Here is a 13,640-nt window from a genome sequence, read left to right as displayed (position 1 = left end):
TTTTCCGGATGCTTCGACAACCAGAACATCGCTGGCTTGGTTCGCTCCCTCCACAACGCTGGGGCAGAATGACGAGAACCAGTTGAAGGAGTACGCCCATGCCCGACATTCTGACGTCAAGGTTCCTGTTCGGTCCCGGTCCGAGCAACTGCTACCCCGAGGCCATGGCCGCGCTGGCCTATCCGGTGCTCGGCCATCTGGATCCGGTCTTTATCGAACGCTTGGACCGTACATGCGAGGGTTTGCGGGCTGTCTGGGGTACTTCGAATGCGCGCACGCTCCCCTTGAGTGCCACAGGTTCAGGCGGCATGGAAGCCGCTTTCGTGAACACAGTGTCCGACGGTGACGTGGCAGTGATCGCTGTCAACGGACTTTTTGGGGCGCGCATGTGTGAGGTTGCCCGGCGGTGCGGGGCAACTGTCGTCCGGGTCGACCACGAGTGGGGCCAGCCGGTGGATGCAGATCGTGTGCTCTCGGCGCACCCTCATCCTAAGGTGATTGCCGCCGTCCATGCTGAAACGTCCGTCGGCGTCCTCTCCGACATCGCTGCGCTGGGGGCAGGAAAGGGCGACGCCTTGCTGATCACCGACGCCGTGACGTCCATCGGCGGACTGGAGCTTTTGGCAGACGGCTGGGGGATCGACGTCGGATATGCCGGGACTCAAAAGTGCCTGGGCGTTCCGCCGGGGCTTTCGCCATTCACCGTGTCCGACCGCGCGTTCGAGCGGCGCGTCAAGGATCCGCGCTCCTGGTACCTGGATATCGGCCTGCTCGGCGGCTACGTCGGGGCTGCCAGCGGCGCCCGCACCTATCACCACACGGCGCCTGTCACCATGATCGCCGGTCTCGAAGCCGCGCTCGACCGCATCCTCGCCGAGGGGCTCGACGTCGTTCAAGCCCGCCATCGCGCTGCCGGCGCTGCCTTGCAGAGCGGCCTGCAGGAGATGGGACTTGAGCTGTTCGCGGCTGAAGGCGCCCGGCTGCCGAGCCTCACCACCGTGAAGGTGCCGGACGGCGTCAACTCGGCCGCCGTCCGCTCTTACCTTCTGGAGACCTTCAGTATGGAGATCGGTTCCGGCGTGGGCGAGTTCACGGATACGGTCTGGCGCATCGGAATGATGGGACCGAACGCGAACAGCGCGTCCGTGACCTTGGTGCTGGGCGCGTTAAAAGAGGCCATAGACAAGGCGTAAGTGAGAGAACGTTCCGGGAAATCGGCGATTATGTGAGAGAACGTCCGTACTTCGGATCCTCTCTCAGATCGTGATCGGTTTGGACCGATGCTCTCGCAGATCGTGGTCGGTTTGGACCGATGCTTTCGCAGATCGTGATCGGTTTCGGCCGATGTTCTCTCACGTCCTGATGGGTTTTGGCGGTTGCGCCGACCATCAATGGTTACAGGTGCCTAGCGTCTTACGATGGACAGAACACCCCACGCCCGCGATCCAGGCGCAGGATGTGAGAGAAGGATCGGTGGAAGTAGGGACGATGTGAGAGAAGGTTAGGTTTCGCGGGTCAGGATCCAGGTGTTGGTGCCGTCTTGGCGCTCGAAGGTCACTGTTGTCACCAAGGCTTCGATGAGAGCAAGACCGCGTCCGGATTCGGCGTCCTCGTCCGGCATGTTGGCCTGCATGTCCTCGGCGAAGGGCTCGCGGGCGTTGTAGGCACTGACGCGGGCTTGAAGGCGGCTGGGCCGGACGCTGATGTCCACACCGATCTCCACGGGCTTCTCGGCCACGGGAAGGGCATGTTGCACGATGTTGGCGGCGGCCTCGATGACGGCGGTGGCGAAGGTCATGCGGTCCATGTCGGGTACGAAGGAGGCAGCGTCCCACAAAGCATCAAGCTCGGCATGGATGGCTTCGATGGCTTCTTCGTTGGACAGGCCGCGGAATCCCCTGCGTGCGATGACCTCAGTCATTTCCAGACGCCTCCTCGGCTGAGGAGTACGCGGTGAGAACACGGTCCATGTTGGTCAGTTCCAGGACCATCCTGACCTGCGGCTGCACGCCCGAGATCCGCAAATCGCCGCCTGCCTGACGAGCCGCTTTGAGACAACCGATGAGTGCTCCGAGGCCTGAGGAATCCATGAAGTCGGTTTCTGCAAGGTTCACCACAACGCGACTGGATCCACCAGCCACAACCTCGGCCACTAGTTCGCGCAGCTTCGGAGCGGCCACCATATTCAACCGGCCGACGCTCTTCACCTCCGCGTAGGAGTCTTTGACCTCGTAGCTAAACTGCATCAGCATTCCTCTCTTCGGAGACTTCAGGAACAAATCCCTTGTACAAAACAGCCTTGACCAGCACGCTCAGGACCACCAGATCGTAAGCTACCCACGCTACGTTCACCAGGGTTCCCAGAGGCTCCGACAGGCCGGAAAGAAGCCGCGCAAGCCCAACAACCAGCGCAATGGCAAGCAACGCGGCAACAGTTATCTGTGGACGAATAAGGCTCCAACTGGGGCCGCCACTCTGCCTGGCTTTGGGGGTGACGGCGAACCCGAGGGGACGGCCGAACCAGACGTTGCGTGCCGCCGTCGTGCAGGCCTTGATCCAGGTGGGGAACAGGGCAAGGCTGTACTGCTGCCCGCGCCAGGTGGGAATCCCGTGTCCGGCGATCACAAACAGCAGCTGGTTTACCACCATGAAGGGGATGAAACGGACGAAGAACTCGAAGCTCAGGCTGCTGACGGGGAGGATGCCGAGCGTCAGGTAGATGATGGGCGCCGCAAAGTACACGACGGCCGCGAAGCCGCTCAGGTAGCTCCACATGGTGGAGAAGTACATGAGCCGCTGGCCCCACGCGAGCCGGCGTTGGACCAACGGGTTCTCGCGCAGGAGGACCTGCATGGTGCCTTGGGCCCAGCGAAGGCGTTGGGTCAGCATGGTCTTGATGTCCTCGGGAGCCAGGCCGTTGGCGAGGACTTCGTGGTGATACACGCTCTTCCAGCCGAGGGCGTGAAGGCGCATCGCCGTAGCCATGTCCTCGGTGACGGAGATGGTGGCCAAGGGCATGATGGGCTGGGCTTCGTCGGTTCGTTCCACGGAGATGGCGTCCAGGACTGCGTGAACGGACTCGAGGGCGCCCAGCGGAGACCAGTCGCGTCCGGACATGCGGTCGACGGCGTCACTTGCCACTGTCGTGACGCCAGACTCGCCGACGTGGGCCAGTTCCATGGCAGCGATTTCTTCGAGGTCGGATTGGAGCGCTGAGAAGTCGGCGGCCACGAGCGTGCGAACGGCGTCGTCCACTTTGCGGCGTACGCGGTACGTGATTTCGCTCAGGGATGCCCCGGCTTCGAGCTCCTGCTGGGCACTTTCGGTGGCGGCTTCCACCTCGTTGAGCATTTGCTCCACCAACGGGTTCTCCGCCTCTGCCGACCGCCGGGCCTTCTTGATAGCGGAACGGGAGGCAGCCAGGGCACGGCGCACACTCTTCTCCGTGGCCTTGACATAGCCCACCAATCCAAGCTGCATGAGGGCTTCCCTGCGCAGGATCGCATTGGAGCCGCAGAAGAACGCCGCGTTCCAGCCGTCCTTGCCCTGCTGGATGGGCCCGTAGAAGAGGGGCGCCTGGCTGCCCAGGGGATCGTCGGCGGGAACGTTGATGAAGTACTGGGGCGTCTGCACCAACGCCACGCGGTCATCGTTGAAGTAGCCCAGCGTCTTGTCCAGGATGTCCGGTTCGGGGATCTGGTCGGCGTCGAGAATCAACAGGTACTCGCCCGACGTGACCATGAGCGCGTTGTTCAGGTTGCCGGCCTTGGCGTGCCGCGGCATGTCCGGCGTCCAGTCGGCGCCGCGGGTTACGTAGCCGATCCCGTTCGACTCGGCGAGCTCGCGCATCTCGGGGCGGTCGCCGTCGTCGAGAATCCAGGTACTGTGCGGCCAGCGTATGCCCTTGGCGGCGAGGGCGGTGGTCATCACCAGGTCCAGCGGCTCGTTGTACGTGGTGATGAAAACGTCCACCGTCGCGGTATCCGGCGCCGCGGGCGGTGGCTTGCGAACCTTCAGGTTCCAGACCGTCAGGCCGAATAGCATCACGTCAATAAGGCTGTACGTCTCGGCAATCACCAGCGGAACAGCGATCCACCACGCTTCCCAATTCAGGGAAGCCAGCCAGCGCCACGCGACGTAATTCACGCCCAGAATGACCGTTAGGACAACACAAAGCCGAGTCCAGAACCGCGTCACGTTCCCCCCTTTTTTGTGGCTAGTACTGGATGGTCTGAGCTACTCCGCTGTTGGTGCCTCCCGGGCCAGCATCACGGCCAACCTCGCGCTGGCGGTGAACCACGACGGCGGTCACGTCATCTTCCGCTGTGTCCGCCGGTGCCAGCTCGAGCAGGGCAGCACAGACCTCGTCCGAGGTGCCCCCGCTCCGCGCTGCCTTCTCTACGTTCCTCACGAAATCTTCCAGGGAATCATGTGCGTCGAGCACACCGTCGCTGACGATCACCAGCGAATCGCCCGGCTCCAGCTGCAGTTCCGCGGCCGGCCATTGCTGCCCGTCCATGATCCCGACAGGTGGCCCGGCGGAAACCAGCCTCCGTGCCGCCCCCTCAGCGGGAACGTGCAGGCCAAGTCCATGACCGGCGTCGATATAGCTGAGCTTGCCCGAAGCACTGTCCAGACGCGCGTGGAACATGGTCACGAAGGACCCCGACTGGTCCAGATCGGCGGTGAGGGTGGCGCTGGCGGACTCGAAAGCATCAGCAATTCCCGGGGTGTCCGCCACCGACCGCATCACGGCGCGGACGGTGGCAGCTATCAAGGCCGCGCCCATGCCCTTGCCCATGGCGTCGGCGAACGTCAGGTGCATGCCATCACTGGTCTGGTACCAGTCGTAGAAGTCCCCACCCACGCTGCGCGATGGGCGGAAGGCTCCAGCGACGTCGTAATCCTTCAGCCGGACAGTTTCCTGCGGGAGGAGGCTCGTCTGCACAACCGCAGCGCGGGCGAGTTCGTCAGTCTGGCGGGTGTCCTCGGCGGGTGCAGCGGGTGTTCGGGCCCGGCGGAAAAGTGCACGGATGCGGGCCTGCAGTTCCTTGGGGCTGAACGGCTTGTTGACGTAATCATCCGCTCCGGTGTCCAAACCGTTGAGCCGGTCAATCTCGTCGGCACGGGCGGTGAGCATCAAGATGTAGGCGTCCGAGAACTCCCGCAGCCGCCGGCAAACTTCCATGCCGTCGATGTCCGGGAGGTTGATATCCAGCGTTACCAGTTCGGCGTTGGTGTTGCGGACGGCCTCGACGCCGGAAAGACCGTCGGGCGCTTCCGTCACCACAAAATCGAGCTGCTCAAGAACCAAAACGAGGAGGCCACGGATATCGGCGTCATCTTCTACGACTACAGCATGGCGAGGGGACGCGGTTGAGACCATGGCTCCATTAACTACTGCCGCGGGCCTTTTGTCACGTTTAGTAAAGAGACGTGTAACGCCCGCTCACAATAGTGGGCGGGCGTTACAAAAATTGTGCAGTTATGTGCGAGAGGAATTCCCTTAAAGCCTCAGGATGTGAGAGAGGATCCGCCGGAAAAGCCGCAGGATGTGAGAGAGGGTTAGACGCCCAACAGCTCTTCCTTCAAAGCCTGGACGTGGCCTTGGGCGCTGACCTGGTACTGGGTGAGCTTGACGGTACCTTCGCCGTCGAGCACAACGGTGGAGCGGACCAGGCCTTCGACGATCTCGCCGTCAACAAGCTTCTCGCCCCAGGCGCCGTAGGCGAGGGCCACGGCGTGGTCCTCATCGGAGAGCAACGGGAAGGTCAGCGCAAATTCACCAGTGAACTTGGCGAGGGCCTCGGGGGCGTCAGGGGAGATCCCGATGACGTCGTAACCGTTGCCCTGCAGGCTTGCGAGGTTGTCGCGGAAATCGCAGGCCTCGGTGGTGCAGCCGGGGGTGGCTGCTTTGGGGTAGAAGTACACAATGACGTTGCGTCCGCGGTAATCGGACAGCGAGACCTTGGTGCCGTCGGCGTCGAGCAGCGCGAAGTCAGGTGCTTGCGTTCCGACGAGGAGTTTCTGGGTCATGGCGATCCTTTGCGTTTCACCGGCTTGCAGCCGGCATTGGTCATTCAAGAAAACGGATTGTCTAAAGACAGAACAGCGAAGTCAGATGCTGTATTCCGCAGGTCCGCGCACTGTGGCATAAGGCCCTGGCACGAACTGATAGCCGCCACCACGAACGGTGGCGACAGTGTGGCGGGCGCTTCCGAGCTTCCGCCGCACCCTTCCAACATAAACGTCAATGGAGCGAAATGCCGCGCCGGGGAGGTCAAATGACTCCAGAAAACGTTGCAATTCTTCACGACTGATGGCCCGCGAGCAGTTCACCACGAGGTAGCGCAGCAGCTTGTATTCCATGCCAGTAAAGGCAACCGGCTCCCCGTCGAGCAGCACTACTTCAGCGGCGAGGTCGATTGCAAGTTGACTACGACGCCCGGCCAACATGACGGGTTCGACGGCGGTGCTGCCGCCGCTTGTGGTCTGGCCCCCGCCAACGGACTTATCACCCTCGCGTATGGAGGTGATTCGTCCGTTGGAGGGGGAATTTCCGTCAGCGAGAGCATCGGCGAGTGACAGGGAAGGGTGGGTACCGGCGTCGGCGGCTTCCTGCGGAGGGCCGCCCCAGGAAGTATCGCCGACACCGGAGTGTTCTGCCCCGATGGCGGGCCAGATGCGGACTTCCGCCTCCGGGGCAAGTTTCATGGCACGGGCCAGCACAAGGCGTGCCGCCCGTTCCCAGACTGCTGGATCCATCTCGTCGCCCTCGGCCGGGTTGACCCAGAGGGCGAGGCCCCGCGCGCTGACTCCGGGGCGCCGGCCCGGAACGCCCCTGAGCGGACGCATGGGCGGGGGCCCGTAGGCACTGACTGCCATGACGGTTGACCTAAACGTTGCCGCGGCGGAGCAGCTTGCCGCCGGGGTTCTGGCCGTCGATCGCGGTGCCGCGCAGGTACGTCTTGCGAACGACGCCGGCCAGCGGACGGCCGTCGTACGGCGTGATCGGGTTCTTGTGCTTGAGCTTGGTGACGTCCACAACGAAGGCCTCGTCCGGCGCGAAGATGGAGAAGTCGGCGTCGTAGCCCAGGGCGAGCTGGCCCTTGGTGTGCAGGCGGGCCAAGGCGGCGGGCTTCTCGGCCATCCAGGAGACGACCTGTTCCAGCGGGATGCCGCGGTGGCGGGCTTCGGTCCAGATCAGGGACAGGCCCAGCTGCAGCGACGAAACGCCGCCCCAGGCTACTGCGAAGTCGCCGTTCTCCAGGTCCTTCAGATCCAGTGTGGAGGGGGAGTGGTCCGAGACGATGCAGTCGATGGTGCCCTCCTGCAGGCCCTTCCACAGGAGCTCGCGGTTGGAGGCCTCGCGGATGGGCGGGCAGCACTTGTAGGCCGTGGCGCCGTCGGGGATCTCTTCGGCCATGAGCGTCAGATAGTGCGGGCACGTCTCAACGGTGAGGTGGACGCCGTCGCGCTTTGCTGAGGCGATCATCGGCAGTGCGTCGGAGGAGGAGAGGTGCAGGATGTGGGCGCGGGCGCCGGTCCAGCGGGCACGTTCGATGACCTCGGCGATGGCCTTGTTCTCAGCGCCGCGCGGGCGGGAGGCGAGGAAGGTTTCGTAGTGGTCGCCCCCGGGGTGCGGGGCGCGGTCGATCGCGTGGGAGTCCTCGGCGTGCACGATCATGAGGGAGTCGAAGGACTTGAGCTCGGCCATGTCCTCTTCCATCTCATCCGCGTCCAAGTGCGGGAACTCGTCCACGCCGGAGTGCAGGAGGAAGCACTTGAAGCCGAAAACGCCTTCGTCGTGCAGCGGGCGGAGGTCCTTCTTGTTGCCCGGGATGGCGCCGCCCCAGAATCCGACGTCCACGAACGCCTGGTCCTTGGCGACAACGCGCTTCTGCTCGAGGCCGTCCACGGTGGTGGTGGGCGGGATGCTGTTCAGCGGCATGTCGATGATGGTGGTCACGCCACCGGCTGCTGCGGCGCGGGTGGCGGAGGCGAAGCCTTCCCACTCGGTGCGGCCGGGCTCGTTGACGTGGACGTGCGTGTCCACCAGACCGGGGATGAGGGTTTCGTCGTCCGCGAGTTCGATGACCTCGTTGCCCGTCAGGCCGTTGCCCAGGGGTTCGATTGCGACGATGATGCCGTCGCGGATGCCAACTTCGCGGGCTGCGAGGCCGGCGGTGGTCAGGATGCGCTGTCCCCGGATAACGAGGTCATAGGCGCCGATTGCTTCAGACATTGAGGTACTCCTTGTTTTCGGTCCGTTCCGCCAGGTACACGCCTATGTGCTTACCTAATTGTTCAAGCAACGGACCTGCTTCAGCGATACATTTTTGGACGTCTTTTTCCAGATCTGTCAGTGCGTGGACCGTATGGAAGCCGGCATCTGTCAGTTGTTCCCGGCTCAGGGTACTCCGGCCGCACACTGCGATCACGGGAACCCCGGCCCTCTGCGCTGCGCGCGAGACGCCCATGGGGGTCTTGCCGAGCAGGCTTTGTTCGTCCAGGCTGCCTTCTCCGGTGATCACCAGATCGGCGCCCTTCAGTCTCTGTTCAAGGTCAGTGAATTCAAGCACGACGTCGATACCCGGCCGCCGCTCAGCCTTCAGTGCCGCTATGGCAATGTAGCCAACGCCGCCGGCCGCACCTGCGCCAGGTGCCTTCGCGGCGTGCTTGGCCTGCTGACCGGTTGTGGCTGCGAGGATGTCGACGAAGTGTTGTATTGCGGCGTCCAGTTCGGCGACGTCGTCCGGCGTCGCGCCCTTCTGCGGACCGAAGATGGCTGGGGCTCCGCTTGTCCCCAGAAGGGGATTGTCGACGTCGGACGCCAAGACGAACTCCGTTGCCTCGATGCGGACGTCGAAGTTGGAGAAGTCGATTGTGTCGATGTCCGCGAGGGCCGCGCCGCCTCCGGGGAGCTTGTTGCCGTTCTTGTCCAAGAAGACGGCGCCGAGGCCCTGCAGGACTCCCGCGCCGGCGTCGGTGTTGGCGCTGCCGCCCACACCCAGGATGATCTTGCGGCAGCCGAGGTCCAACGCGGCGCGGATGAGTTCGCCCGTGCCGATGCTGGTGGCTTTACGTGCCGTTTCAGACGTGGGGCCGTCGGGGAGGAGCGCGAGGCCGGAAGCAGCCGCCATTTCGATGACTGCTTCCTGGTCCCGCACTGCAAAGTCTGCCTGTACCGGTTCGCCCAGCGGGCCGGTGACGGTGGTGGTCCGGCGGGTGAAGCCGGAGCCGATGGCGGCGTCGATGGTTCCTTCGCCGCCGTCGGCTACCGGAATGCGTGTTGCCTCAAAGCCTTTCGAACCGAACCCCGCCAAGAGTCCTGTTGCCAGGTGCTTGGCTACGTCCGGTGCGGACAGCGAGCCCTTGAATTTGTCCGGGGCGATGACAACACGCATTCCGGTGCCTCCTTACTGTTTTCTCTAAGCTTTGGTCAGGATCGCGGTAGGTGCGTCCGCCGCGGACTCTGCCAACTCTTCGAACTCGTTCACGCCGTTGATCTCAACGCCCATGGAGATGTTGGTGATCTTTTCCAGGATCACTTCAACAACCACGGGAACCTTGAACTCGCCCATCAGTGCCTTGGCTTTGTCGAAAGCGGCAGGCAGATCGTTCGGGTCCTCAACGCGGATGGCCTTGCAGCCCAGACCCTCGGCAACCTTGATGTGGTCCACGCCGTAGCCGTTTGTTTCCGGGGAGTTGATGTTCTCGAAGGCCAGGGAAACGTTCTGTTCCATGTTGAAGCCGCGCTGCGACTGACGGATCAGGCCCAGGTAGCTGTTGTTCACCACAACGTGGATGTACGGCAGGTTGAACTGTGCGCCCACGGCCAGTTCCTCGATCATGAACTGGAAGTCGTAGTCACCGGACAGGGCAACAACGGTGGCATCCGGGGTTCCACGAACAACGCCCAAAGCGGCGGGAGCGGTCCAACCCAGCGGGCCGGCCTGGCCTGCGTTGACCCACTTGCGGGCACCGAACACGTGCAGCATCTGTGCGCCGGCGATCTGCGACAAGCCAATGGTGGACACGTACGTGGTGTCGCGGCCGAAGGCCTTGTTCATCTCCTGGTACACGCGCTGCGGCTTGATCGGCACGTTGTCGAAATTGGTCTTGCGGTGCAGGGAACCCTTGCGCTCCTGGCATTCAGCAACCCAACCCGAGTAGTCCGGCAGTTCGTTTGCGGCTTTACGCTCGCGTGCCAGTTCCAACAGTCCGTCCAGCGCCGCACCGGCGTCGGACGCAATGCCCAAGTCGGGGGAGAAAACGCGACCGATCTGCGTCGGCTCAATGTCGATGTGCACGAACTTACGGCCGGCCGTGTAGGTGTCCAGGCCGCCGGTGTGGCGGTTGGCCCAGCGGTTGCCGATGCCGATCACGAAGTCGCTCTGCAGAAACGTCTCGTTGCCGTAGCGGTGCGAGGTCTGCAGGCCAACCATGCCGGCCATCAGCTGGTGGTCGTCCGGGATGGCGCCCCAGCCCATCAGCGTGGGGATAACAGGAACGTTCAGGATCTCGGCCAGCTCAACCAGCTGAGCCGAAGCGCCGGCGTTGATGATGCCGCCACCGGCAACGATCAGCGGGTGCTGGGCCGAGGTCAGCATGTCCAGGGCCTTTTCGAGCTGCTTGCGGGAAGCCTTGGGCTTCTCCACCGGCAGGGGCTCGTAGGCGTCGATGTCGAACTCGATCTCGGCCATCTGAACGTCGATGGGCAGGTCCAGCAGGACCGGGCCCGGACGACCCGAGCGCATCAGCTGGAAAGCCTTCTGGAACGCGCCGGGAACCTGACCCGGCTCCAGGATGGTCATGGCGAACTTGGTCAACGGCTTGGCGATGGACTCAATGTCCACGGCCTGGAAGTCTTCCTTGTGCAGCTTGGCAACCGGTGCCTGGCCGGTGATGCAGAGCATGGGGATCGAATCGGCCTGGGCTGCGTACAGGCCAGTGATCATGTCCGTGCCTGCGGGGCCCGACGTGCCGATGCAGATGCCGATGTTGCCATCAGCTGCGCGGCTGTAACCGTCAGCCATGTGGCTGGCGCCTTCAACGTGACGGGCCAGCGTGTGGCGGATGCCGCCGTGGGCACGCATTGCGGAATAGAAGGGGTTGATCGCTGCGCCTGGCAGGCCGAAAGCCTCGGTGGCGCCTTCCTTTTCCAGGATGGCGACTGCCGCATCAACGGTGCGCATCTTAGCCATGGTGTACTCCTTGTTTTTTGCCCTGACGGGCGAAGTCTGTGGTGTTTTTGGATGTGGTGAGGGAGCCGCCGTCGTTTAAGTACGACGGCGGGTTCCCTGCTGTGTTTTATTGGCGCCTTAGCGCCGGGCTGCTAGTTGCGGCCGCTGAGCTGGAGGACCTGCTTGAAGAGGCCCGAGTGGTCGAGGCCGCCGTCGCCCTGGTTGACGGTTGCGGCGACGAGCTGGGCGACGACTGCGCCGAGCGGGACAGCGACGTTGGCTTCGCGGGCTGCGGAGGTGACGATGCCGAGGTCCTTGTGGTGGAGGGCCAGGCGGAAGCCGGGGTCGAAGTTGCGGTCGAGCATCTTCTGACCCTTCTGGTCCAGGACCTTGGAGCCTGCCAAGCCGCCGCCGAGGACCTTCAGTGCTGCGTCGGTGTCTACGCCGTAGGCCTCAAGGAAGGCGATGGCCTCGCCGAGAACCTGGATGTTGACGGCCACGATCAGCTGGTTTGCAGCCTTGACGGTCTGGCCGGAGCCGGACGGGCCGACGTGGACGATGGTCTTGCCCACTGCGTTGAGGACATCCTGTGCTGCCTCGAAGTCTGCTGCTTCGCCGCCGACCATGATGGACAGGACGGCGTCGATGGCGCCCTGCTCGCCGCCGGATACGGGAGCGTCGAGCGGGCGGATGCCTGCTGCTACTGCGTCGTCGGAGAGGCGCTTGGCGACGTCCGGGCGGATGCTGGATGCGTCGATCCAGAGTGCGCCCTTCTTGGCGTTGGCGAAGACGCCCTCTTTGCCGCTGACTACACCCTCAACATCGGGGGAGTCCGGCACCATGGTGATGACGACGTCGGCGTCCTTGACTGCGTCCGCGATGCTCGTGGCACCCTGGCCGCCCTCGGAGACGAGCTTGTCGATCTTGTCCTGGCTGCGGTTGAAACCGGTGACCGTGTGGCCGGCCTTGACGAGGTTGATGGCCATGGGGAGGCCCATGATTCCGAGTCCGATGACTGCAACGTTGCTCATTGGGGTTCTCTTTCTGGGGAAGTCTGTGTGTGTCTATTGCTCGGGTGTTTTAACCCGGGTGTGCTTACCCAACTAGGTCGCAGTTCGCGTCGTTCTCAGCTCTCAGAACGCCCTGATCTGCTACTTAGTTGGGTGCGCGGTGCTTAGTTGGAGTTGGCGCGCTGGCGGATGGCCCAGCTGAAGGCTGATTCCTGCGGTTCCTTGTACTCGAGGCCGATGTAACCGTCGTAGCCGAGTTCGCGGCTGCGGGCGATCCATTCACCGAGGGGGAGGGTGCCCGTTCCGGGGGCGCCGCGGCCGGGGTTGTCGGCGATCTGGATGTGGCCGAAGTCCTTCGCGTGGTTCTCGATGACGGATTCGACGTCGTCGCCGTTGACAGCCAGGTGGTAGAAGTCGGCGAGGAGCTTGATGTTCTGTGCGCCGGATTCTGCTTTGACGCGGGCGATGACCTTGAGCGCGTCTTCGGCGGTGAGGAGCGGGTACTTGGGTGCGCCGCTGACCGGTTCGAGGAGGACAGTTCCGCCGATACGCGCGACGCCGGCTGCTGCGGTTGCGAGGTTTTCGGCACCAATGGCGTCCTGCTTCTCGGCCGATTCGCCCTCGATGCGGTTGCCGTAAAGGGCATTGAAGGCCTTGCAGCCGAGGCGCTCACCGATGCCGGCGACAACGTCGATGTTGTCCTGGAATTCGGTGGAGCGGGCCGGCCAGGAAACCAGGCCGCGGTCGCCGCCGGGCATGTTGCCGGCGTTGAAGTTCAAGCCCGTGAGCTGAACGCCGGCGTCCTTGATGGCGGTTTCAAACTCGGTTACTTGTGCGTCGCTGGGAACGGAGGTCTCGAAGGGCCACCAGAACTCGACGGCGTCAAAACCGGCTGCCTTCGCGGCGGCGGGGCGCTCGAGCAAGGGCAGCTCCGTCAGGAGGATGGAGCAGTTCACTGTGTACGTCATCGTAGGTCCTTCCGAGGAGGGGCTTTGATCTATCTTCCGGGTTGCTTGGCTGCTGCCTCGCTGCTTGCCTTCAGTTTCCGCTTTGTGGAATTTAGATTCTGCTTTATGAAAAGTCTAGGGAAGGTGAGGGTGCGAGTCAAGGGGGCGGGTAAGGAGGAAGGGGTTTGGGATACCAATGCGCCAGGCTCTCGGCCTCTTGTGAAAAGGTCATATTTTGGAGGGGCGACAGCGCCACACGGGAATCCGCGAACGGAAGATGAGATTCGACTGTGGCTTTCGACGCTCTGGAGCAGAGGCGCTTACTCAGGATCATCTACGAACCCAAGATGCGGCAGCCGCTACAACTGCGGCGCTTTCTACTTATTTCGCGATGCTCGGAAGCACAGAAAGTGTCCATCATTTGTGGTGTTGTCTGCGGCAGTCAAGAGAAGCCACCTGCCGCCGTGTATATCGGAGTACCGGCTCTGCCTTTAACC

11 protein-coding genes and 1 pseudogene are annotated in these 13,640 nt (G+C 63.3%); 1 reads left to right on the top strand and 11 read right to left on the bottom strand.

Annotated features, from left to right (window positions below; translation table 11 throughout):
• The first annotated feature begins 98 nt into the window (after positions 1-98).
• Positions 99-1,193, top strand: coding sequence for a pyridoxal-phosphate-dependent aminotransferase family protein (locus tag AB4Y87_RS04690; RefSeq protein ID WP_442003272.1), 1,095 nt, complete (start codon positions 99-101; stop codon positions 1,191-1,193).
• A gap of 308 nt (positions 1,194-1,501) precedes the next feature.
• Here AB4Y87_RS04690 and AB4Y87_RS04685 read toward each other — a convergent pair whose 3' ends face one another.
• The 11 genes and pseudogenes from AB4Y87_RS04685 to AB4Y87_RS04635 form a co-directional block, all read right to left on the bottom strand.
• Positions 1,502-1,921, bottom strand: coding sequence for an ATP-binding protein (locus AB4Y87_RS04685; protein ID WP_442003271.1), 420 nt, complete (start codon positions 1,919-1,921; stop codon positions 1,502-1,504).
• A complete protein-coding gene (locus tag AB4Y87_RS04680) occupies positions 1,914-2,246 on the bottom strand; it encodes an STAS domain-containing protein (protein ID WP_442003270.1) in 333 nt (110 codons plus the stop codon). The genes AB4Y87_RS04685 and AB4Y87_RS04680 overlap by 8 nt, the downstream gene beginning before the upstream one ends.
• Positions 2,236-4,197: a glycosyltransferase family 2 protein gene (locus AB4Y87_RS04675; protein ID WP_442003269.1), complete on the bottom strand. Its 1,962-nt coding sequence runs from the start codon at positions 4,195-4,197 to the stop codon at positions 2,236-2,238. The genes AB4Y87_RS04680 and AB4Y87_RS04675 overlap by 11 nt, the downstream gene beginning before the upstream one ends.
• A gap of 19 nt (positions 4,198-4,216) precedes the next feature.
• Positions 4,217-5,386: a PP2C family protein-serine/threonine phosphatase gene (locus AB4Y87_RS04670; RefSeq protein WP_442003268.1), complete on the bottom strand. Its 1,170-nt coding sequence runs from the start codon at positions 5,384-5,386 to the stop codon at positions 4,217-4,219.
• Positions 5,387-5,565: 179 nt separating this feature from the next.
• A complete protein-coding gene (gene bcp / locus AB4Y87_RS04665; protein WP_442003267.1) occupies positions 5,566-6,036 on the bottom strand; it encodes a thioredoxin-dependent thiol peroxidase in 471 nt (156 codons plus the stop codon).
• Between the two features lie 81 nt (positions 6,037-6,117).
• On the bottom strand, positions 6,118-6,885 hold the full coding sequence (locus AB4Y87_RS04660; RefSeq protein WP_442003266.1) for a winged helix-turn-helix domain-containing protein: 768 nt from the start codon (positions 6,883-6,885) through the stop codon (positions 6,118-6,120).
• Positions 6,886-6,895: 10 nt separating this feature from the next.
• Positions 6,896-8,245 (bottom strand): allantoinase AllB, encoded by a 1,350-nt coding sequence (gene allB / locus AB4Y87_RS04655; protein WP_442003265.1) that lies wholly within the window; start codon positions 8,243-8,245, stop codon positions 6,896-6,898.
• Positions 8,238-9,407, bottom strand: coding sequence for a glycerate kinase (locus tag AB4Y87_RS04650; RefSeq protein WP_442003264.1), 1,170 nt, complete (start codon positions 9,405-9,407; stop codon positions 8,238-8,240). The genes allB and AB4Y87_RS04650 overlap by 8 nt, the downstream gene beginning before the upstream one ends.
• A gap of 24 nt (positions 9,408-9,431) precedes the next feature.
• Positions 9,432-11,207 (bottom strand): glyoxylate carboligase, encoded by a 1,776-nt coding sequence (gcl, locus tag AB4Y87_RS04645; protein WP_442003263.1) that lies wholly within the window; start codon positions 11,205-11,207, stop codon positions 9,432-9,434.
• A gap of 131 nt (positions 11,208-11,338) precedes the next feature.
• Positions 11,339-12,220: pseudogene (locus tag AB4Y87_RS04640) on the bottom strand (2-hydroxy-3-oxopropionate reductase); the annotation flags it as partial.
• Between the two features lie 140 nt (positions 12,221-12,360).
• The gene (locus AB4Y87_RS04635) at positions 12,361-13,164 is read right to left on the bottom strand and encodes a hydroxypyruvate isomerase family protein (RefSeq protein WP_442003262.1); all 804 of its coding nucleotides are present in this window, start codon (positions 13,162-13,164) and stop codon (positions 12,361-12,363) included.
• Positions 13,165-13,640 lie beyond the last annotated feature (476 nt).

The sequence above is a fragment of the Paenarthrobacter sp. RAF54_2 genome (assembly GCF_052113945.1).
Lineage (GTDB): Bacteria > Actinomycetota > Actinomycetes > Actinomycetales > Micrococcaceae > Arthrobacter.
This window is presented reverse-complemented; position numbering and strand designations above follow the sequence as displayed.